Consider the following 19283-nt stretch of genomic DNA (forward strand, 5'->3'; position numbering starts at 1 on the left):
CCCCGCCGGCCCGCAGTCGCCGTACGGCCCCGCCCCGCCCCCCGCGGAGCGGTCAGTGGCCGTTCTGGGCCAGCCGGAGCATGTGGTCGGCCAGGGCCTGACCCCCCGCCGGCTCCCGGCTGATCAGCATCAACGTGTCGTCGCCGGCGATCGTGCCGAGGACGTCGTGCAGCTCCGCCTGGTCGATCGCCGAGGCCAGGAACTGCGCCGCGCCCGGCGGGGTGCGCAGGACGACCAGGTTCGCGGAGGCCTCCGCGGAGATCAGCAGCTCCTGCGAGAGCCGCCGCATCCGCTCCTCCTTGGCCGACCCTCCCAGCGGCGCCCGGGGGGTGCGGAAACCCCCCTCGCTCGGCACCGCGTAGATCAGGTCGCCGTCGGTGTTGCGGATCTTCACCGCGTTCAGCTCGTCCAGGTCGCGGGAGAGCGTCGCCTGGGTGACGCTCAGCCCGTCGTCGGAGAGCAGCTTCGCCAGCTGGCTCTGCGACCGCACCGGCTGCCGGTTGAGGATGTCCACGATCCGGCGGTGGCGTGCGGTGCGCGTCTGCGGCACGGCGGGCCCGGCCTGCTGGCCCTGGTCCTGCTCCTGGCTCATCGTCGTCTCATTCTCCGGATCGTCCTTCCCCGCCCGCGCTGCCGGCCTCGTCCAGGATGCCGGGCAGCGCCCCGAGGAAGGCGTCCACCGCGTCGTCCCCGAGGGTCAGCGGCGGCATGAGCCGTACGACGTTCGGGGCGGGCGCGTTCACGAGGAACCCGGCGTCCTGAGCCGCCTGTTGCACCTGGGGCGCGAGCGGCTCGGTGAGCACGATACCCAGGAGGAGGCCCGCGCCCCGGACATGGTCGGTCAGGGCGTGCCCGGACGCCTCGATTCCGTCGCGCAGCCGCTCGCTCTGCCGCTTGACGTTCTCCAGCAGTCCGTCGTTCGCGATGGTGTCGAGCACGGCGAGTCCGGCGGCGCAGGCGACCGGGTTGCCGCCGAAGGTCGTGCCGTGCTGACCGGGCCCCAGCAGGTCGGCGGCGCGTCCGAAGGCGACGGTGGCGCCGAGCGGCAGTCCGCCGCCGAGCCCCTTGGCCAGCGTGACCACGTCGGGCAGGACGCCCTCGTGGGCCTGGTACTCGAACCAGTTGCCGGTCCGTCCGACCCCGGTCTGCACCTCGTCGAGGACGAGCAGCGCGCCCGTGGCCGCCGTGATGGCGCGGGCCGCCTTGAGGTAGCCGGGCGGGGGCACGACCACCCCGTTCTCGCCCTGGATCGGCTCGATGACGACCAGCGCGGTGTCCCCGGTGACGGCGGAGGCCAGCGCCTGCGCGTCGCCGTACGGGACGTGGGTGACGTCCCCGGGCAGCGGCTCGAAGGGCGCGCGCTTGGCGGGCTGGCCGGTGAGGGCGAGGGCGCCCATGGTGCGGCCGTGGAAGCCGCCCTCGGTGGCGACCATGTGGGTGCGCCCGGTCAGCCGGCCGATCTTGAACGCGGCCTCGTTCGCCTCGGCGCCCGAGTTGCAGAAGTAGACCTTGCCGTCCCGTCCGAAGAGCTGGATCAGCCGTTCGGCGAGCGCGACCGGCGGTCCGGCGACGAACAGGTTGGAGACGTGGCCGAGGGAGGCGATCTGCCGGCTCACGGCCTCGACGACCGCCGGGTGGGCGTGACCGAGCGCGTTGACGGCGATGCCGCCCACGAAGTCGGCGTACTCCCTGCCGTCGGCGTCCCAGACCCGCGCGCCCTCGCCGCGCACCAGCGGCAGCCGCGGCGTGCCGTAGTTGTTCATGAGCGCGCCCTGCCACCGCCGGGTCAGCTCTTCGTTGCTCATGACTCCCCCTGTTCGTCGGGCACGACCATCGTCCCGATGCCCTCGTCCGTGAAGATCTCCAGCAGGATCGAGTGCTGGACCCGGCCGTCGATGACGCGGGCGGTGGTCACGCCGTTGCGCACGGCGTGCAGACAGCCCTCCATCTTCGGCACCATGCCCGAGGACAGCTCCGGCAGGAGTTTCTCGAGCTGGGAGGCGGTGAGGCGGCTGATCACCTCGTCGCTGTCCGGCCAGTCCTCGTAGAGGCCCTCGACGTCCGTGAGGACCATGAGGGTTTCGGCGCCCAGTGCCGCAGCGAGTGCCGCAGCCGCCGTATCAGCATTGACGTTGTAGACATGGTGGTCGTCCTGGCTGCGGGCGATCGACGAGACGACCGGGATGCGGCCGTCGGCGAGCAGTGCCTCGATCGCGCCCGTGTCGATCTCGGTGATCTCGCCCACCCGCCCGATGTCGACGAGCTCGCCGTCGACCCGGGGCCGGTGCTTGGTGGCGGTGAGGGTGTGCGCGTCCTCGCCGGTGAGGCCGACGGCGAGCGGTCCGTGCCGGTTGAGCAGCCCGACCAGCTCCCGCTGCACCTGTCCGGCGAGCACCATGCGTACGACGTCCATGGCGTCCTCGGTGGTGACGCGCAGGCCGGCCTTGAACTCGCTGACGATGCCGTGCGTCTGGAGCGCCCGGCTGATCTGCGGGCCGCCGCCGTGCACGACGACCGGCTTCAGGCCGGCGTGCCGCAGGAACACGACGTCCTGGGCGAAGGCGGCCTTCAGGTCCTCGTCCACCATGGCGTTGCCGCCGAACTTGATGACGACGGTTTTTCCGTGGTGCCGGGTGAGCCAGGGCAGCGCCTCGATGAGGATCTGCGCCTTGGGCAGCGCGGTGTGCTTACGGGTGCCGGTCATGAGGAGTACGCGCTGTTCTCGTGGACGTAGTCGGCGGTGAGGTCGTTGGTCCAGATGGTGGCGGTGGCGTCGCCGGCGGCGAGGTCGGCGACGATGTGGACCTCGCGGTAGCGCATGTCGACCTTGTCGCGGTCCTCGCCGACGCCGCCGTTCTTGCACACCCAGACGCCGTTGATGGCGACGTTCAGCTCGTCGGGCTCGAAGGCGGCGCTCGTGGTGCCGATCGCGGAGAGCACCCGGCCCCAGTTGGGGTCCTCGCCGTGGATGGCGCACTTGAGGAGGTTGTTGCGGGCGATGGAGCGGCCCACCTCGACGGCGTCCTCCTCGGTCGCGGCGCCCACCACCTCGACCCTGATGTCCTTGCTGGCGCCCTCGGCGTCGCGGATGAGCTGCTGGCCGAGGTCGTCGCAGACGGCCCGTACGGCCTCGGCGAACTCCTCGTACCCGGGGGTGACGCCGGAGGCGCCGGAGGCGAGCAGCAGCACGGTGTCGTTGGTGGACATGCAGCCGTCGGAGTCGACGCGGTCGAAGGTGACCCGGGTGGCGTCCCGCAGGGCCCGGTCGAGCGCGTCGGAGCCGAGGTCGGCGTCGGTGGTGAGGACGACGAGCATGGTGGCGAGGCCGGGGGCGAGCATGCCGGCGCCCTTGGCCATGCCGCCGACGGTCCAGCCGTCCCCGGTCACGACGGACGTCTTGTGGACGGTGTCGGTGGTCTTGATGGCGATGGCGGCCTTCTCGCCCCCGTGCTCGGACAGCTGCGCGGCGGCGGTGCCGACGCCGGGGAGCAGCTTGTCCATGGGGAGCAGCACGCCGATGAGTCCCGTCGAGCAGACGGCGACCTCGCCCGCGCCGGTGCCGAGCACCTCGGCGGCCTTCTCGGCGGTGGCGTGGGTGTCCTGGAAGCCCTTCGGTCCCGTACAGGCGTTGGCGCCACCGGAGTTGAGGACGACGGCGGACAGCTGCCCGCTCTTCAGCACCTGCTCGGACCAGAGCACGGGTGCCGCCTTGACGCGGTTGGAGGTGAAGACGCCGGCCGCGGCGCGGCGGGGGCCGTTGTTGACCACGAGGGCCAGGTCGGGGTTGCCGTTCTCCTTGATCCCGGCGGCGATGCCGGCCGCCGTGAATCCCTTTGCTGCCGTCACACTCACGGCGCAACTCCGATCGTCGTCAGCCCCGTGGTCTCGTCGAGACCCAGGGCGATGTTCATGCTCTGGACGGCACCGCCCGCGGTGCCCTTGGTCAGGTTGTCGATGACGCTGATCACGATGATCCGGCCCGCGGCGGCGTCGTACGCGACCTGCACCTGAACGGCGTTCGAACCGAGGACGGCCGCGGTCGTGGGCCACTGCCCCTCGGGGAGCAGGTGGACGAAGGGCTCGTCGGCGAATGCCTTCTCGTACGCGGCGCGCAGTGACGCGGCGGTGACGCCGGTCCTCGCCTTCGCGGTGCAGGTGGCGAGGATGCCGCGGGGCATCGGCGCCAGCGTCGGGGTGAAGGAGACGGAGACCCGCCCGCCCGCCGCCGCGCTGAGGTTCTGGATCATCTCGGGGGTGTGCCGGTGGCCGCCGCCGACGCCGTAGGGCGACATGGAGCCCATGACCTCGGAGCCCAGCAGGTGCGGCTTGGCCGCCTTGCCGGCGCCGGAGGTGCCGGACGCGGCGACGATCACCGCCTCGGGCTCGGCGAGGCCGGCGGCGTACGCCGGGAAGAGGGCCAGGGAGACGGCGGTGGGGTAGCAACCGGGCACCGCGACGCGCCTGGACCCCTCCAGCGCGGCGCGGGCGCCCGGCAGTTCGGGCATGCCGTACGGCCAGGTGCCGGCGTGCGGGGATCCGTAGAACGCCTCCCAGTCGGCGGCGTCCTCCAGCCGGAAGTCGGCGCCCATGTCGATCACGAGCACCTCCTCGCCGAGCTGCTCGGCGACGGCGGCGGACTGCCCGTGCGGCAGGGCGAGGAAGACGACGTCGTGCCCGGCGAGCACGTCGGCCGTGGTCGGCTCCAGGACCCGCTCGGCGAGCGGCAGCAGATGCGGCTGGAGGCTCCCGAGCCGCTGTCCGGCGTTGGTGTTCCCGGTCAGCGCGCCGATCTCGACACCGGGGTGCGCCAGCAGCAGACGCAGCAGCTCCCCACCCGCATATCCACTGGCTCCGGCCACAGCCACTCGTACGCTCACGGAAACCTCCTCCTCAGAGGCATGACTATACGGACATGCGCACGTTTATGCAACGGGAAGGCCGGCCGCCAGGGTGCCCCTCAGGCGCCGTCCGCCCATGCGCGGCGCAGGAAGGCCGAGGCGTCGGTCAGCTCGGGGACGGCGACGCCGTGGCCCAGGCCCGGATAGAGGCGCTCTTCGAGGTGTGCGCCGGACGCCTCGCGGAGCCAGGCGCCGGTCCGGGCGACGAGGTCGGCGGGGATCACCTGGTCCGCGGCGTCGCGGCCCCAGAAGACCGGCACGCCGGTCAGGCGGCCCCGCTCCTCGGGCAGCCCCGCGTCCCACGGCAGGGTGCCGGACAGCAGGACGGCGGCGGCGAACCGCTCCGGACGGGCGAGCAGCAGGCCGCCGGCCATGGCCATGCCGCCGGAGAAGCCGAGGAGCGAGACCGACGCATGCCCGGCGGCCTCGGTGTCGAGCCAGCCGAAGAGCCAGTCGGCGGTGGCGGCGATGGAGTCGGGCAGGGGCCGCCCGATCCCCCGGTTGGCGAACCACGCGTATCCGCCGCCCTCGGCGAGCGGGGCGCGCACGAAGGCCACCGAAGCCTCGGCCGGCAGCCGCGGCGCCAGCTGGGCGAACGACGCCTCGTCGGCTCCCCGTCCGTGCAGGGCGACGACCAGCGGCGTGCCGGGCCTGCGGTCGGGCGCGACGGACCAGCTGACCGTGGGGGCGGCGGTGTGGGGCATGGCGGCGACTCCTCGAGCGGGGCGGGTTCACGGATGGCGGGCGCGGTCGAGCCTACCCGGACTGCTTGAAAGTTGAAGCAAGAGCCCGAGTGGTTTAGCTTGAAGGTTCAAGATTGCCGGGACGGGGTGCCGCTCGGTGCCGAGCGGCGCGTCCCCACCGTCTTCGCCGTCCCCTTCCGAGGAGTCCCCCCATGACCGGTCCCACCACCCTGTCCCGCCCTGCCGCCGCCGCTTCCGGCCAGGGCGGACCCGCCGTTCCCGCCCGTGCCTACGACATCGGACTGCTGCTCCTGCGTCTCGTGCTCGGTCTGACGATGGCCGCGCACGGCGCCCAGAAGCTGTTCGGCTGGTTCGGCGGGGGCGGTGTCGAGGGCACCGGGATGTTCTTCGCGTCCCTCGGCTACCCCTCGCCCGAGGCGTTCGCGGTCGTGGCCGGGCTCACCGAGACCCTCGGCGGGCTCGGCCTCGCGCTCGGTCTGTTCACCCCGCTGGCCGCCGCGGCCGTGGCCGGCACCATGGTCAACGCGATCGCCGTGAAGTGGGGCGGCGGCTTCTTCGCCCCGGAGGGCGTGGAGTACGAGCTGCTGCTCACCCTGGCCGCGGTGGCGCTCGCCCTGACCGGCCCCGGGCGGATCGCCGTGGACCGGCTGCTGCCCTGGCTGCGTACGCACCGCCTCGCGTACGGCGTCGCCGCGGTCGCGCTGGGCGCCGCGGTGGCCGGTGTCACCCTGCTGCTGCGCCACTGACACGCCGGGCGGCTTCCCGGCCGGTGCCGGGTGCGGGCCGCGTCCACCGGACGACGGCCCGCACCCGGGCCGTCACCGCCGCGCGATGCGCAGGAACGTCACCGAGTGCGCCGGGAAGGTGTACGTGAACCTGTCGGACACGCCCCGCAGCGTGGACGTCACCGGGGTGACCGGGGTGTCCGTCTCCGTGTTGACCGCGTCCGCGTCGGCCGCCAGCGTGGTCACGCGGGCGCGCGAGGCGACCTCGGCGCCGCCGAGGTCGACCGCCGTGCGGGCCTCGGCCGGCTGGGCGTTGACGACCTTGACGATCAGGTCGCCGGTGCGGTCGTCCTCGGTGACCACCTGCCGGAACGGCTCGGCCGGCTTGTCGTCGGTGAAGCCGCCCCACTCCTGGCCGTCGAGGTAGAGGGTGACCTGGCGGCCCCGCACCTTGACGTCGATGTCGTAGGCGCGGCCCGTCTCGATGGACCCGGCCTTGGAGACCAGCGTCGACTTCCCGCCGTCCACGGCCTGCTCGACGGCGGACCGGGTGTTGTTCCAGCCGCCGAGGTTCCACCAGTAGTAGTTGCCGGTGTCCTTGACCCCGAAGGCGACGAGGAAGCCCTCCTTGCCGGCCTTCTTGGTGGCCCTCACGTGCAGGTCGTAGTCCTTCCAGGCCGGGTCACCGGCCGTGACCAGGGTGTTCTCGGCGGCCTCGTCGGTCTGTACGTACTCCCCGTCCCGGACGCTCCAGCTGCCGCCCCCGCTGTGGGTCCACCGCGAGGCGTCACCGGAGAAGTCGTCGCTCAGCAGGGACGCGCCGTCGGCCGAGGTCACCCTCACGTCGTCGTACGCCGCGCTCGTCGCCCACGTCGACAGGCCCACGGCTCCCGCGATGGGGCCGCTGACGTCCGGCGTGCCACTCGCCTCGGACGGCACCACACGGTCGCCGGTGTTGGTCATGAACAGCTTCTGGACCTCGTAGTTGGCCGAGCCCCAGGAAGCGCGGTTGTTGAACCAGATCATGTCCGGACGCCACTGGACGTAGTCCTCGTTGGCGAGCAGCGGCGCGTATGAGGCCAGCTCGACCACTTCGGCGTTGCGTTCCAGGCCGGTCATGAAGGCGGCCTCGGCGAGGCCGTTCTTCCAGGCGTTGCCCTGGGAGGCGTACTCGCCCAGGAAGACCTTGGGGCCGTTCCTGTCGTACGAGTCGTAGCGGTCGTTGTTCTGCAGGAACCACTGCGGGCTGTTGTAGTAGTGCTCGTCGACCATGTCGACCTCGCCCTCGCGGTTGAGCTGCCAGGCGGTCTCGAAGGTCGTGCCGGAGTCGTCGGGGCCGGAGTTGGAGACGACCGTGATGTCCGGGTACTTCGCCTCGATGGCGGCCCGGAACCGCTGGAAGCGGGCGAAGAACTCTCGGGGGAGGTTCTCCTCGTTGCCGACCCCGATGTGGGTGAGGCCGAAGGGCTTGGGGTGGCCCATCCGGGCGCGCACCTTGCCCCAGGTGGAGCCGGCCGGTCCGTTGGCGAACTCGATCAGGTCCAGGGTGTCCTGGATGTGCCGCTTGAGCAGTGCCTCGTCGTCGGTGGCCCGGTTCTGCCCGCAGCCGGTGACCAGCGCGGGGACGACGGGCAGCGGCATCGCGCCGACGTCCTCGGCGAAGCGGAAGTACTCGTAGTAGCCGAGGCCGTAACTCTGGTTGTAACCCCAGAAGTTGGCGTTGGTGGCGCGTTCCTCGACCGGGCCCACCGTGTCCTTCCACTGGTAGGAGCGCTTGCGCTGCCAGCCGGAGGCCTCGCTGTAGTCCTGCATGGAGCCGGTGTTGACCAGGCAGCCGCCGGGGAAGCGGACGAAGCCGGGCTTCAGGGCGGCGATCTTCTCGGCGAGGTCCTTGCGGAGGCCGTTCGGCTGGTTCTTGTAGGTGTCGCGCGGGAACAGCGACACCATGTCGAGGGCCGCCGGCCCGGAGGAGGCGACGGCGAGCCGGCCGCGGTTGCTGGTGCGGGAGGCGGTGAAGGAGGCCCGGTACGCGGCCCAGTCGCCCTTGACGGCCACCCGGCGGACGGTCGCGAGCTCACCGGCGGCGTCCTTGAGCGTGACGGTGAGGGTGGTGGCGCTCTCCGCGCGGGCCCACACCGAGAAGTCGTACCGCTTGCCCTGCTCCACCCGGACGCCGGTGTTGTAGCCGGCGTTGGTGACCGACGAACCGGCGCCCAGGGACAGGTAGTTGCGATTGCGTTCGTTGAGCCGGCCTGAGTCGTTCAGCACCTCGGCCGTGCCGCCCACCGTCCAGGAGGTCAGCGGCGTGTAGGAGCCGTTGTCGGCGGTGGAGTACTCGAAGGACCGGTTCTGCACGAGTTCGGCGTAGAGACCGCCGTCGGCGGCCCGGTTGATGTCCTCGAAGAAGACGCCGTACATCGTGTCCTCGATCGCCGCGCCCCTGGCGTCCGGGTCGACGGTGATCGTGTAGTCGTTGGTGTCCTCGGCGTGCGCGGGGGCCGGGACGAGGGCGGCGGCCGTCAGGAGCGCGGTGGCGGTGAGACCGAGTCTGAGGCGGGCGCGGTGGTGCGCGGTGCGTGACATGGATACTCAGCGGCTCTCTCTAGGAGTGGGGTGACTCTAGGAGTGTTCGACATATCGGCCAATGGTCAGCACTTCGAACGGCAAGATAGGGAGGAGGCAGGGGCACGTCAATGGAGCGTGCGACACCGACGACCACGCGGGAACGAGGCGGGATGGGCGGGTTCTGGCCGGTACCCGACGTACTGGACTACCTGAGCGGCCGGTGGCGGGCGGAGCGGACCGTGCGCGACCTGGCGGGCGGCGACCGGGGGCGCTTCGAGGGGACGGTCGTTTTCGGCCCGCTGGAGGGCGGCGGTCTGCTGCAGCGGGAGTCCGGCGACTTCACCTGGCGGGGCGTCACCCGGCCGGCCGAGCGGACCCTGCGCTTCCTGCCCGGCCCGGGCGGGACCGCGGACGTACGGTTCGCGGACGGCCGCCCGTTCCACGCCCTCGACCTCACCACCGGCCGGTACGTCGCGGACCACCCCTGCTCCGCCGACCTCTACCGGGGCGAGTTCACCGCCCGCGACGCGGACCACTGGCGGACCCTCTGGCGGGTCCGCGGCCCCACGAAGGACCTGGAGCTCACCACGGACTACGCACGCGCGGACTGAGCGAACACGCCTTCGAGGCGCAGCTTCCAGCGGCCCGCCCGGCCGGCCACACCGACCGTCGACAACGGCCGCACGTCGATGTTCCAGTACGCGGCGGGGGGCGCCTTGAGCACATACAGCAGGGCCGCGCGGATCACGGACGGCTCGGCCACGGCCACGACCCGGCAGTTCTCCTCGGCCGGCCGGGTGTCCAGCCAGCCGCCGACCCGGCCGATGAAGTCGAGCAGCGACTCGCCGCCGTGCGCAGTGGACCTCGGGTCGGCGAGCCAGGCGTCCACCGCCTGCGGCTCCCGCGCCATCGCCTCGCCCAGGGTCAGCCCCCGCCAGCGGCCCATGTCGCATTCCCGCAGGGCCAGTTGCACCAGCGGGGCGTACCCGAGGCCCTCCCCGGTGGCGCGGCTGCGCGGGGCCGGGGAGCAGTAGCGCAGATCGGCCGCGGCGAGCGGCAGCAGCTCGTGCGCGGCCCGCTGCACCTCGCTCCAGCCGGCCTGGTCCAGCGGCCGGACGTCCTCGAAACGTTCGGCGAGCACCGAGGAGCTCCCCGCGGCGGCGACGAACGTGACCCGAAGTGCCATGCCGCGATCGTGAGTCGCCGGGGTGCCCGGGTCAAGGGGTGTCACCGAGACGTCACTTACGGTGCATCCGGTCTTACCGGCTGGTAAGGACGCGCCGGACAAGTGCCCCGGAAACACCGCCCGGGACGGGTCACTCGGAGACGAGCACCATCCACTGGTCGGGCCGCTCCAGCGGTCCGAAGCCGAGCTTGGCGTAGACGCCGTGGGCGTCGTGCGTGGCCAGCATGATCCGCTTCAGCCCGCAGGGCCGCAGCTCGTCCCGTACGGCCGCCACCAGCGCCGTGCCGACGCCCTTGCCGCGTACCGACGGGTCGACGTACACGTCGCACAGCCAGGCGAAGGTCGCCCGGTCGGTGATGACCCGGGCGTACGCCACCTGCTCCCCCGAGAGCGTGTCGTACACGCCGAAGTTGAGCGACCCCTCGATCGCGAGGTCCTGCTTCTCGCGGGAGCGGCCCATCGCCCAGTAGGCGTCGGTGGACAGCCACCGGTGCACGCGCCCGGCGTCGATGCGGGCGGGGTCGGTGGAGATCTCGTAGCCCTCGGGCAGGCGCGGGGTGTCGGTCATGGCCGGATGCTCCCAGGTCGGGCGGGGCGGCGTCGAACCCTTTGTCCCCGGTGTCACAGCACCTCGTCGCAGGCGGTGCGCAGGCGGCGCACCCCCTCGGCGATCTCGTCGGCGCCCGCCACCGCCGCGAAGCTCAGCCGGAGGTGGCCGGCCGGGGGCTCGGCGCTGAAGTAGGGGCGGCCGGGGGTGACGGCGACGCCCGCCCGCAGCGCGGCGGCGGTCAGGGCGGGCTCGGGCGCGCCGGCGGGCAGCCGCGGCCAGAGGTGGTAGCCGCCGGACGGGACGTACGGCAGGTGGAGTTCGGGCAGGTGCAGGCGGAGCGCGGCGGTCATCGCGTCCCGGCGGGACCGCAGCGCGGCCGAGATCGCGCGCAGATGGCGTGGCCAGGCGGGCGAGCCGACGAGTTCCAGGGTGGCCTCCTGCAGCGGCCGGGGGACGAAGAAGGTGTCGACGATCTGGATGGCCCGCAGCCGTTCGAGCACCGGGCCGTGCGCGGCGAGCGCGCTCACCCGGAAGCTGGGCGAGGTCGCCTTGGTCAGCGAGCAGACGTGCACCACCACCCCGTCGGGGTCGTCGGCGGCGAGCGGGCGGGGCAGCGGGCCCGCGTCCTCGTGCACCAGCCGCCGCACGAAGTCGTCCTCGATCACGAACGCGCCGGCCTCGCGGGCGATGCGCAGCACCTCCCCGCGCCGCTCGGGGGCGAGCACGGCGCCGGTGGGGTTCTGGAACAGCGGCTGGCAGACGAAGACCCGGGCGCCGGTCGCCCGGAACGCGTCGGCGAGCAGCGCGGGCCGTACGCCGTCCGCGTCGACCGGGACGGGCACCGGGCGCAGTCCGGCCGCCCGGGCGATGGCCAGCATGCCGGGGTAGGTGGGCGACTCGACGAGGACGGGGGCGCCCGGCGGGGCGAGCGCGCGCAGGGCGGTGGTCAGCGCGGACTGTCCGCCCGAGGTGACCAGCACGCCCGCCGCCGTGACCGGCCCGCCGATGCTGCGGGCGAACCACTCGCGCAGCTCCGGCAGCCCCTCCATGGGCGGCCGTCCCCAGGCGCCGGGTCTGCGCCCGGCCCGGGAGAGCGCCGCCGCCATCGCCCGCTCCGGCTGCAGGGTGGGGTGCAGATAGCCGCCGTTGAACTCGATCACCCCGGGCGGCGGCGCGGCCAGCGAGACAAGCACCCCGGAGGCGTCCACCGAGCGCGGCACCAGGTCGGCGGCGCCGTCCGCGCTGAGAGTGACCTCCTGCCACGAGGTGTCCCCGGCGGGAGCGGCCGTGGTCCGCGGCCGGGCACGGAAGGCGCCGGCGCCGGGCCGGGTGACCACCAGCCCCTCGGCGGCCAGCCGCGCCAGCGCGCGGGAGACGGTCACCGGGCTCACCCGGAACCGCTCCACCAGGACTCTGCTGGACGGCAGCTTTCCACCGGGAGAGTAGCGGTCGAGCTCCCGTCGCAGCTGTTCCGCCAGTTCACCGACACTGCTACGCTCATGCATGAGAGCACAGAGTAGCGCTACTGCCGCGCCGCCGATAGCGGTCACCGGCCCCCGGGACCACCGCGGTCTCGGCACCCTGCAGGCCGCCCTCGGCGTGGTCGCCTTCTCCCTGACCTTCCCCGCCACCGCCTGGGGTCTCGAAGGCTTCGGGCCCTGGTCGCTGGTGGCCGTGCGCAGTGTGCTCGCGGCGTTCATCGCGGGCGGCTGTCTGCTGGCCCTCCGTGTGCCCCCGCCGGCCCGGCGGCACTGGCCGGGGCTCGCGGTGGTCGGCGCGGGGGTGGTCCTCGGCTTCCCGATGCTGACCACCCTGGCGCTGCAGACCTCGACCACCGCGCACGCGGCCGTCGTGGTGGGCCTGCTGCCGCTGACCACGGCGCTGCTGTCGGCCCTGCGGGTGGGCTCCCGGCCCTCACGCGTCTTCTGGCTGGCGGCACTCGCCGGGGCCGCCGCGGTGCTGGGGTTCACCGTGCAGCAGAGCGGGGGCGCGCTGACCACGGCCGACCTGTACCTCTTCGGTGCGCTCCTGGTGTGCGCGGCCGGCTACACCGAGGGCGGCAGGCTGGCCCGGGTGATGCCGGGGTGGCAGGTGATCGGCTGGGCGCTGGTCATGTGCCTGCCGCTCACGCTGCCGGTCGCCGCGGTCGCGCTGAGCGCCGAACCGGTGCGGCTGACCGCGCACAGCGTCGCCGGCCTGCTGTGGGTGGCGGCGGGTTCGCAGTTCCTCGGGCTGATCGTCTGGTACCGGGGCATGGCGGCCATCGGCATCCCGAAGGCCAGCCAGTTGCAGCTGGCCCAGCCGCTGCTCACACTGGTGTGGTCGGTGCTGCTGCTGAACGAACGGCTGACGGTGGCCGCCCCGCTGACGGCCGCGGCGGTGCTCGTGTGCATCGCCGTCACCCAGCGGGCACGCGGCTGAGAGGAGGCCCCGATGCGCGCAACCAAGGGTGACCAGCTTGTCCAGCACGGCAGGGTGGTCGGCCAGCACGACAAGGTCGGAGAGATCGTCGAAGTGATGGGCGAGAAGGGGAACCCGCCCTACCGCGTCCGCTTCGAGGACGGACACGAGGGCGTGTGCTCCCCCGGCCCCGACACCGAGATCCGCCACACGACCCCACACCCGCAGCACTAGGGCCTGTCGCGAGAACGCGGTGCCACCGCGGGCCGGCGGTAGTGGTCCGCGGTCACCCTCGCCATCGCTCCGGCCGGATCCGCCGTCACCTCGCGGGCGGCGAAGAAGACGTGCCCGCGGCCTCCGGGGTCTCTCGCCGCCAGGGTGAGGTGGCGGGACAGCTCGGCCGGGTCCCGCCAGGCCGCGGGCTGCGCGGGATCGCCCGCCTTGTACAGGGCCTCCCCCGCGTACAGCTGTGTCCCGGAGCCCCGGACGACCTCCGCCCACCAGGGGAGCAGCTTCGCGTAGTCGGCGGCGGCGAAACCGATGTTCCAGTAGAGCTGGGGGCAGATGTAGTCGATCCAGTTCTCCCTGGCCCATCGGCGGGTGTCCGCGTACAGGTCGTCGTAGGTCTGCACGCCCGCGGACGTGTCCGAGCCCCGGGCGTCCACGTCGGCGTTGCGCCACACTCCGAAGGGGCTGATGCCGAAGCGGGTGCCGGGCCGGATCTCCCTGATCCCGGCGGCCGTCTCGCGCACCAGCCGGTCGACGTTGTCCCGTCGCCAGGCCGCCCGGTCCGGGAAGCCGCCGCCGTGGGTGTCGTGGGCGAGGTCGTCGTCGAAGGTCTGCCCGGCCACCGGATACGGATAGAAGTAGTCGTCGAAGTGGACCGCGTCCACGGGGTAGCGGCGCACCGCGTCGAGCATCGCCTCCCGCACGAAGGCGCGGACCTCGGGCAGCCCCGGGTTGTAGTAGAGCCTGCCGCCGTACGGGACGACCCAGCCGGGGTTGCGGCGGGCCGGGTGGGAGGCGGCTAGCCGTGCGGGGTCGGCGTGCATGGCCACGCGGTACGGGTTGAACCAGGCGTGCAGCTCCAGACCGCGGGCGTGCGCCTCCTCGACGGCGGTGCCGAGCGGGTCCCAGCCGGGATCCCGGCCCTGGGTCCCGGTGAGGTACTGCGACCAGGGCTCGTGCGGCGAGGGCCACAGCGCGTCGGCCGTGGGCCGCACCTGGAAGACGACGGTGTTGAGCCCGGCGCGCACGGCGGCGTCGAGGTGGGCGAGCAGCTCGGCCCGCTGCCGGTCGGCGCCGAGCCCCGGCCGGGAGGGCCAGTCCCGGTTGGTGACGGTGGCCACCCACATGCCCCGCATCTCGCCGGTCGCCGCGCCGCCCCGGCCGGGACCTCCGGGCGCCCCCGAGAGGTCCCGGGGCGCGGCAGACGCCCGTGGTGTCGCGGCAAGCGCGGACAGCGCCGCCGTGGCGAACACCCTGCGTGACACCCGTCCCATCGCGCCCCCTCGCACGCCGTCCGGCCACCCGGCGGGCCGCCTTCTGGCGCCCAGGATGCCCCACCCCCACGATCGATCATCGATACTTCGGAGTAACGTGCACGAACGGAGCAGGCACCGGGACCCGGCAACCTGCCACAGCCGTAAGCAGTAGCGAAGGGAACGATGTGACCGACATCGAACGCGTCGGAGTGGTGGGCTGCGGTCAGATGGGCGCGGGGATCGCCGAGGTGTGCGCCCGCGCGGGTCTGGACGTCAAGGTCGCCGAGACCACCGGCGAAGCCCTGGAGATCGGCCGTACCCGGCTGTTCAACTCCCTGTCGAAGGCGGCCGAGCGCGGCAAGATCTCCGCGGAGGAGCTGGACTCCACCCAGGCCCGGCTGAGCTTCACCACGGACCTCGGCGAGTTCGCCGACCGTGATCTGGTGATCGAGGCCGTGGTCGAGAACGAGCAGGTCAAGACCGAGATCTTCCAGGTCCTCGACCAGGTGGTGACCCGTCCGGACGCGATCCTGGCCTCCAACACCTCCTCCATCCCGCTGGTGAAGCTGGCGGTCGCCACCTCGCGGCCCGACCACGTCATCGGCATCCACTTCTTCAACCCGGCCCCGGTGCAGAAGCTGGTCGAGCTGATCCCGGCGCTCACCACCTCCGAGGGCACGCTGAGCCGGGCCCAGGTCTTCACCGAGAAGATGCTGGGCAAGCACGCGATCCGCGCCCAGGACCGCTCCGGTTTCGTGGTGAACGCGCTGCTGATCCCGTACCTGCTCTCCGCGATCCGGATGTTCGAGTCGGGCATCGCCAGCCGCGAGGACATCGACAACGGCATGGAGATGGGATGCGCCCACCCGATGGGCCCGCTGAAGCTGTCCGACCTGATCGGCCTGGACACGGTGGCCTCGGTGGCGTACTCGATGTACGAGGAGTACAAGGAGCCGCTGTACGCCGCTCCCCCGCTGCTGCAGCGCATGGTCGACGCGGGCCGGCTGGGCCGCAAGAGCGGCTCGGGCTTCTACACCTACTGAGCGCCTGCGGGGGCCCGGCACCCGGCGGGTGCCGGGCCCCCGGTGCGTCTCAGGGCCTGCCGTCCTGGCCGGGCCTGAGATGGTGCAGCAGGAGTAACGCCGCCGCCATGTTGGCGGCCGGGACCTCCCCGGCGGCGACCAGGTCGGGGACCACTTTCAGGGGCACCCACTCCCGGCGGTCCGACTCGAAGTCGTCCACCGGGTGTCCGACGTACTCGCCCTCGTCGGACCAGTAGATGTGGTGCCGGGCGTCGGTGAGGCCGTTGGACGGCTCCACGCTCATCAGATGGCGCAGCGGTCCCGGCCGCCAGCCGGTCTCCTCCTCCAGTTCCCTCGCGGCGGCCCGGACGACGTCCTCGCCGTCCTCGACGACGCCGGCCGCGAGCTCCCACCCCCAGCTGTCGGTGATGAAACGGTGGCGCCACAGCAGGAGGACCTCGTTGGCCTCGTTCACCACCGTGGCCACGGCGACGGGCCGCAGCCGTATCAGGAAGTGGTCGAGATGCCGGCCGTCCGGCAGCTCCACATCCGCGAGATTGACGCTGAACCAGCGGTTTGCGTACACAGTTTGTTCGTTCTGCTTCGTCCACTGCACGGTTCTGCCACCTTCCGACGGGTAAGGGGCAATATCGCAGCAGCGGCGGTGCGGCAGCAGGCGCACGGGAGGCCGCCCGCGGTGCGGCGGCGGGCGCGGTGGAGGCGCGTACGGGGCACGGATGCCCGAGGGCGGCGCCCGTACTACAGCGGTACGCGCAGTGCCCCGTCGATGAGCTCGGCCGCCTCGGCCGTGCCCGCGCAGCCGCTGCGGACGAGGTGGTCACGCACCGCGCGCAGTCTGTCCCGCAGCCGCTGCGACTCCATCCCGCGGGCCTGTTCGGTCATCTGCACCGCGACGGCCACCGCCTTGTCGGCATTGCCCTGGCGCAGTTCGACGGTGCTCAGCATGGCCAGCCGGTGCACCCGGCCCCGGTCGTGCGCGGGGTTGTCCACGGCCGCCGCCGCGTGCTCCCGGGCCGCCGCCAGCTCGCCGAGGCTGAGCAGGGCCTCCGCCACCTGGACGTTGACCAGGCCGGGCTGGACGTAGCCGGTCTCGTCGGGTTCGTGTCCGCGCCGGATGCGCTCGGCGGCCCGCTCGGCCCGGCGGATGCAGGACAGCGCGCCGGTGCCGTCGCCGAGGTGTGCGTACGCCTTGGCCTGCATCGCGTACAGGTCGGAGGCGAGGGCGGGGGTGATGCGGGTGCCGGCGGCGCGCAGCGCGGCCTCGGCGAAGGCCACGGCCTGCCGGTACTCCCGCATGAACAGCGACTGGTTGACGAGCAGGGCGATCACATAGGCGCCGAGTCCCCGGTCGCCGCTGGCCTTCGCCAGCCGGAGCGCCTGGTGGAAGTAGCGCTGGGCGAGGCCGTGCGCGTCGGAGTCGTACGCGCAGATGCCGGTGATCGCGACCAGGCCCCCGGTGGCGCGGTGCAGTTGGCGGCCGGTGGCGTCGGTGTAGTGGCCGCGCAGCAGCGGGGCGGCCTCGGCGTTGAGGAATCCGACGATCCGGGCGCGGGTCGCGACACCGCCGGCCTTGCGGTACATCTGCTCGTAGTGGGTGCGGGCGGCCCGCAGCATGTCGAGGTCGCCGGGGGTGACCCGGTGCCGGCCGCCGCGCGAGACGTCCATGTCCTCGGGCGGGTTCTCCCACTCCCACACGGGCATCACGGCGGGCGTCCCGGTGACCGCGGGAGCGCCGAGCACATGCGGGCGGCGCTGCTGGTCGGAGCGCCACAGCGCGGTGGCCCGCTCGACGAAACCGGAGAGCGAGCCGGTGTGCGGGGCGGACGGTTCGCCGGGCACGCCGAGGCCGATGTCGTCGAGGGTGACCTGACGGCGCAGCCGGGCGGCGAGCACCTCGCAGATCAGGTCGGGCACCTGCCCCCGGGGCCGCTGTCCCTTCAGCCACCGGGCCACGGCGGTGTGTTCGTAGCGCAGCGGCAGACCGCGCGCCCGGCCGGCCTGGTTGACGTGCGCGGCCAGGCCGGCGTGTGAGATCGCGGCCTCGTCCAGGATCGCGTCGAGCAGGGTGTTCGGCTGCATTCCAGGCCCCCCGGTGGCTCGGTGCCGGACAGAGTAGTGGCTGCCCGTTCACACGGGGTGTGAACGGAGTGCCCGAATCCGAAGGGTGCGCGCACTGTCGCGGAGCGTGTCCGGCGGGTTGACTGAACTGCCTCGAAAGAGGCCGGCCGGGCCGCCGGCTCCCCCTCATACAGTGCGGCGGCCCGATCCACGCCGTCCGCCCTGCTGCCTGCCCGACACTCCGTGGCGGGACGGACGGCGTGGCGCCGCCGGTCATGCCAGGGACTGGAGGCGGTCCGTCGGGTGCGGCTGCGCGGCCGAAGGGCGCGCGGCCTGCCGCGCTCCGGAACGAGTGCCTTCCCCGTGCCGCTCGTTCCGGAGGATCAGCAGGGCCACGTCGTCCTTCGGCGGGCCGGCGGTGTGCCGCAGCAGTTCCGTGAGAACCGTGCACAGCAGGGAGCGGGGCGTGGACGGGGTGGTGCGGGCCGCCTCGCCCAGGACGTCCCGCAGCGGGAAGAACCGGCCCCCGGCGTCCCGTGCCTCCTCGGCTCCGTCCGTGTACAGGACCAGCGCGTCGCCGGGCAGCAGACGTCCGCAGGGGACGGTGGGGAGTCCGGGCGGCAGGGGGAACAGGCCGAGCGGGGGAAGCGGGTCGGCGCTCACGAGGGGTTCGGCGCGGGCGCCGGTCAGCAGATACGGCCAGGGGTGCCCGCAGTTGAGAGCCCGCACTCCGCCGTCCGGGAGGATCTCCAGGAGCAGTACGGTGACGAACTCCTCGGCGGAAGCCGCGTGTTGAGCGGTGGACGCGGCCGCGGGTTCCGGAGCTGCGAGGTCCCGCTCCCGCCGGCGCCGGGCCATGGCCCGCTCCAGGCGGCGCAGCACGCCGGCCAGTTCGGCCTCGTCGTGGGCGGCCTCGCGGAAGCTGCCGAGGACGGCGGCGGCGGTTTCCACCGCGGCGAGTCCGTGGCCGCGGACGTCGCCGATCACGGCCCGTACGCCGTGCTCGGTGGCGACGGCCTCGTACAGATCTCCGCCGATCCGGGCTTCCGGATCGGCGGAGAGGTGGACCGCGGCGGCGGCCAGGCCGTCGACCCGCGGGGGCGGCGGTCGCAGCAGTGCGTTCTGCGCGGTCTCCGCGGTGCGGCGGGACCGCCGGAGTTCGCGCAGCAGCCGGTGCCGGGCGTGCACCACCAGGCCTGTGCCGAGGGCGCACATCACCGCGCTGCTGATCAGACGGGCGGCGAGGGCGTCGTCGTGGGCGAGCGGGCAGGTCATCCGTTAGGCGACCGCGGTGGCGCCCAGTGCCGTGGGCACCGCGAGGCCGGGTACCCGGGAGCGGAGCCGGGGTGGCACCCTGCGGGGAGCCCCGGGTTTCGAGCGGATCATGCCGATGGCCCCCCATGTAGGCCCGGACAGCGCAGATGGGCCCCGAGAGGCCGGTCCGATTCTGTCGACCGGTGAGGGCTTTTTGACGCATCGGGCGGAATCGTCACCCGAATGAGTGAGGTGACTGGTGGGGTGGGGGTGGTGGCGAGGTGGGGGTGGGGCGGGCAGGGGTTTTCGCCCCCGCCGCCCCTTCCCGTCCCGTCTTCGGGGGCTTCGCCCCCGGGCCCCCAGTCCTCAAACGCCGGACTGGCTGGAAGTTGCCGGACGGGCTGGAAGTTGCCGGA

At 73.0% G+C, this 19283-nt stretch carries 19 protein-coding genes; 5 read left to right on the forward strand and 14 right to left on the reverse strand.

Translation table 11 applies throughout. From position 1 onward, the window contains the following. Window positions 1-52 precede the first annotated feature (52 nt). The 6 genes from CNQ36_RS06610 to CNQ36_RS06635 form a co-directional block, all read right to left on the reverse strand. Entirely contained in the window at window positions 53-592 is a 540-nt protein-coding gene (locus CNQ36_RS06610) for an arginine repressor (protein ID WP_121545294.1), read from the reverse strand. 7 nt (window positions 593-599) lie between these two features. Next, a complete protein-coding gene (locus CNQ36_RS06615) occupies window positions 600-1805 on the reverse strand; it encodes an acetylornithine transaminase (protein WP_121545295.1) in 1206 nt (401 codons plus the stop codon). Further along, entirely contained in the window at window positions 1802-2704 is a 903-nt protein-coding gene (gene argB / locus CNQ36_RS06620) for an acetylglutamate kinase (protein WP_004933623.1), read from the reverse strand. The genes CNQ36_RS06615 and argB overlap by 4 nt, the downstream gene beginning before the upstream one ends. Next, window positions 2701-3852, reverse strand: coding sequence for a bifunctional glutamate N-acetyltransferase/amino-acid acetyltransferase ArgJ (gene argJ / locus CNQ36_RS06625; protein WP_121545296.1), 1152 nt, complete (start codon window positions 3850-3852; stop codon window positions 2701-2703). The genes argB and argJ overlap by 4 nt, the downstream gene beginning before the upstream one ends. Next, window positions 3849-4877 carry an N-acetyl-gamma-glutamyl-phosphate reductase gene (argC, locus tag CNQ36_RS06630; RefSeq protein WP_121545297.1) on the reverse strand — a complete coding sequence of 343 codons (1029 nt, stop codon included), beginning with the start codon at window positions 4875-4877 and terminating at the stop codon, window positions 3849-3851. Before argC ends, argJ begins: the two co-directional genes overlap by 4 nt. Before the next feature lie 80 nt (window positions 4878-4957). Continuing rightward, entirely contained in the window at window positions 4958-5602 is a 645-nt protein-coding gene (locus CNQ36_RS06635; RefSeq protein WP_121545298.1) for an alpha/beta hydrolase, read from the reverse strand. Between the two features lie 191 nt (window positions 5603-5793). Here CNQ36_RS06635 and CNQ36_RS06640 point away from each other — a divergent pair, with 191 nt between their 5' ends. Next, complete coding sequence (locus tag CNQ36_RS06640; protein ID WP_121545299.1) at window positions 5794-6348, forward strand: DoxX family protein; 555 nt, start codon at window positions 5794-5796, stop codon at window positions 6346-6348. 72 nt (window positions 6349-6420) lie between these two features. Here the strand turns inward: CNQ36_RS06640 and CNQ36_RS06645 are convergent, their stop codons facing one another. Continuing rightward, window positions 6421-8910, reverse strand: coding sequence for an alpha-L-arabinofuranosidase C-terminal domain-containing protein (locus CNQ36_RS06645; RefSeq protein ID WP_121545300.1), 2490 nt, complete (start codon window positions 8908-8910; stop codon window positions 6421-6423). 152 nt (window positions 8911-9062) lie between these two features. Between CNQ36_RS06645 and CNQ36_RS06650 the strand changes: the two genes are divergently transcribed. Next, on the forward strand, window positions 9063-9503 hold the full coding sequence (locus CNQ36_RS06650) for a DUF6314 family protein (RefSeq protein WP_121545301.1): 441 nt from the start codon (window positions 9063-9065) through the stop codon (window positions 9501-9503). Here the strand turns inward: CNQ36_RS06650 and CNQ36_RS06655 are convergent. The 3 genes from CNQ36_RS06655 to CNQ36_RS06665 all read right to left on the reverse strand — a co-directional run bounded on the left by CNQ36_RS06655 (window position 9485) and on the right by CNQ36_RS06665 (window position 12133). Then, a complete protein-coding gene (locus tag CNQ36_RS06655) occupies window positions 9485-10078 on the reverse strand; it encodes a histidine phosphatase family protein (RefSeq protein ID WP_121545302.1) in 594 nt (197 codons plus the stop codon). The genes CNQ36_RS06650 and CNQ36_RS06655 overlap by 19 nt on opposite strands. 130 nt (window positions 10079-10208) lie before the next feature. After that, window positions 10209-10646, reverse strand: a complete 438-nt coding sequence (locus tag CNQ36_RS06660; protein ID WP_121545303.1) for a GNAT family N-acetyltransferase — start codon at window positions 10644-10646, stop codon at window positions 10209-10211. Window positions 10647-10699: 53 nt separating this feature from the next. Beyond that, complete coding sequence (locus tag CNQ36_RS06665) at window positions 10700-12133, reverse strand: aminotransferase-like domain-containing protein (protein ID WP_121545304.1); 1434 nt, start codon at window positions 12131-12133, stop codon at window positions 10700-10702. Here CNQ36_RS06665 and CNQ36_RS06670 point away from each other — a divergent pair. Together CNQ36_RS06670 and CNQ36_RS06675 are read left to right on the forward strand one after the other, a co-directional pair. Further along, entirely contained in the window at window positions 12132-13049 is a 918-nt protein-coding gene (locus tag CNQ36_RS06670; RefSeq protein WP_121545305.1) for a DMT family transporter, read from the forward strand. The two genes, CNQ36_RS06665 and CNQ36_RS06670, sit on opposite strands and share 2 nt — an antisense overlap. A gap of 12 nt (window positions 13050-13061) precedes the next feature. After that, window positions 13062-13262, forward strand: a complete 201-nt coding sequence (locus CNQ36_RS06675; RefSeq protein ID WP_004933605.1) for a DUF1918 domain-containing protein — start codon at window positions 13062-13064, stop codon at window positions 13260-13262. Here CNQ36_RS06675 and CNQ36_RS06680 read toward each other — a convergent pair. After that, window positions 13259-14530, reverse strand: a complete 1272-nt coding sequence (locus tag CNQ36_RS06680; RefSeq protein ID WP_206278432.1) for a glycoside hydrolase family 10-like protein — start codon at window positions 14528-14530, stop codon at window positions 13259-13261. The two genes, CNQ36_RS06675 and CNQ36_RS06680, sit on opposite strands and share 4 nt — an antisense overlap. Before the next feature lie 167 nt (window positions 14531-14697). Between CNQ36_RS06680 and CNQ36_RS06685 the strand changes: the two genes are divergently transcribed. After that, complete coding sequence (locus CNQ36_RS06685; protein ID WP_004933601.1) at window positions 14698-15555, forward strand: 3-hydroxybutyryl-CoA dehydrogenase; 858 nt, start codon at window positions 14698-14700, stop codon at window positions 15553-15555. A gap of 49 nt (window positions 15556-15604) precedes the next feature. On the opposite strand, the gene CNQ36_RS06690 is transcribed toward CNQ36_RS06685, so the two are convergent. The 3 genes from CNQ36_RS06690 to CNQ36_RS06700 all read right to left on the reverse strand — a co-directional run bounded on the left by CNQ36_RS06690 (window position 15605) and on the right by CNQ36_RS06700 (window position 18888). Further along, complete coding sequence (locus tag CNQ36_RS06690) at window positions 15605-16150, reverse strand: NUDIX hydrolase (protein ID WP_121545307.1); 546 nt, start codon at window positions 16148-16150, stop codon at window positions 15605-15607. A 143-nt stretch (window positions 16151-16293) separates the two neighbouring features. Further along, window positions 16294-17634 carry an NsdA family TPR-like regulatory protein gene (locus tag CNQ36_RS06695; protein ID WP_121545308.1) on the reverse strand — a complete coding sequence of 447 codons (1341 nt, stop codon included), beginning with the start codon at window positions 17632-17634 and terminating at the stop codon, window positions 16294-16296. Window positions 17635-17886: 252 nt separating this feature from the next. Continuing rightward, on the reverse strand, window positions 17887-18888 hold the full coding sequence (locus CNQ36_RS06700) for a PP2C family protein-serine/threonine phosphatase (RefSeq protein WP_228312927.1): 1002 nt from the start codon (window positions 18886-18888) through the stop codon (window positions 17887-17889). Between the last annotated feature and the right edge of the window lie 395 nt (window positions 18889-19283).

The organism is Streptomyces fungicidicus (assembly GCF_003665435.1).
GTDB classification, from domain to species: Bacteria; Actinomycetota; Actinomycetes; order Streptomycetales; family Streptomycetaceae; genus Streptomyces; species Streptomyces fungicidicus.

What these genes read in the sequence shown, in the direction of transcription:
- CNQ36_RS06610 (WP_121545294.1), bottom strand. Translation starts at nt 592, where the DNA reads ATGAGCCAGGAGCAGGACCAGGGCCAGCAGGCCGGGCCCGCCGTGCCG.
- CNQ36_RS06615 (WP_121545295.1), bottom strand. Translation starts at nt 1,805, where the DNA reads ATGAGCAACGAAGAGCTGACCCGGCGGTGGCAGGGCGCGCTCATGAAC.
- argB (WP_004933623.1), bottom strand. Translation starts at nt 2,704, where the DNA reads ATGACCGGCACCCGTAAGCACACCGCGCTGCCCAAGGCGCAGATCCTC.
- CNQ36_RS06635 (WP_121545298.1), bottom strand. Translation starts at nt 5,602, where the DNA reads ATGCCCCACACCGCCGCCCCCACGGTCAGCTGGTCCGTCGCGCCCGAC.
- CNQ36_RS06640 (WP_121545299.1), top strand. Translation starts at nt 5,794, where the DNA reads ATGACCGGTCCCACCACCCTGTCCCGCCCTGCCGCCGCCGCTTCCGGC.
- CNQ36_RS06645 (WP_121545300.1), bottom strand. Translation starts at nt 8,910, where the DNA reads ATGTCACGCACCGCGCACCACCGCGCCCGCCTCAGACTCGGTCTCACC.
- CNQ36_RS06650 (WP_121545301.1), top strand. Translation starts at nt 9,063, where the DNA reads ATGGGCGGGTTCTGGCCGGTACCCGACGTACTGGACTACCTGAGCGGC.
- CNQ36_RS06655 (WP_121545302.1), bottom strand. Translation starts at nt 10,078, where the DNA reads ATGGCACTTCGGGTCACGTTCGTCGCCGCCGCGGGGAGCTCCTCGGTG.
- CNQ36_RS06660 (WP_121545303.1), bottom strand. Translation starts at nt 10,646, where the DNA reads ATGACCGACACCCCGCGCCTGCCCGAGGGCTACGAGATCTCCACCGAC.
- CNQ36_RS06670 (WP_121545305.1), top strand. Translation starts at nt 12,132, where the DNA reads ATGAGAGCACAGAGTAGCGCTACTGCCGCGCCGCCGATAGCGGTCACC.
- CNQ36_RS06665 (WP_121545304.1), bottom strand. Translation starts at nt 12,133, where the DNA reads ATGCATGAGCGTAGCAGTGTCGGTGAACTGGCGGAACAGCTGCGACGG.
- CNQ36_RS06675 (WP_004933605.1), top strand. Translation starts at nt 13,062, where the DNA reads ATGCGCGCAACCAAGGGTGACCAGCTTGTCCAGCACGGCAGGGTGGTC.
- CNQ36_RS06680 (WP_206278432.1), bottom strand. Translation starts at nt 14,530, where the DNA reads ATGGGACGGGTGTCACGCAGGGTGTTCGCCACGGCGGCGCTGTCCGCG.
- CNQ36_RS06695 (WP_121545308.1), bottom strand. Translation starts at nt 17,634, where the DNA reads ATGCAGCCGAACACCCTGCTCGACGCGATCCTGGACGAGGCCGCGATC.
- CNQ36_RS06700 (WP_228312927.1), bottom strand. Translation starts at nt 18,888, where the DNA reads ATGACCTGCCCGCTCGCCCACGACGACGCCCTCGCCGCCCGTCTGATC.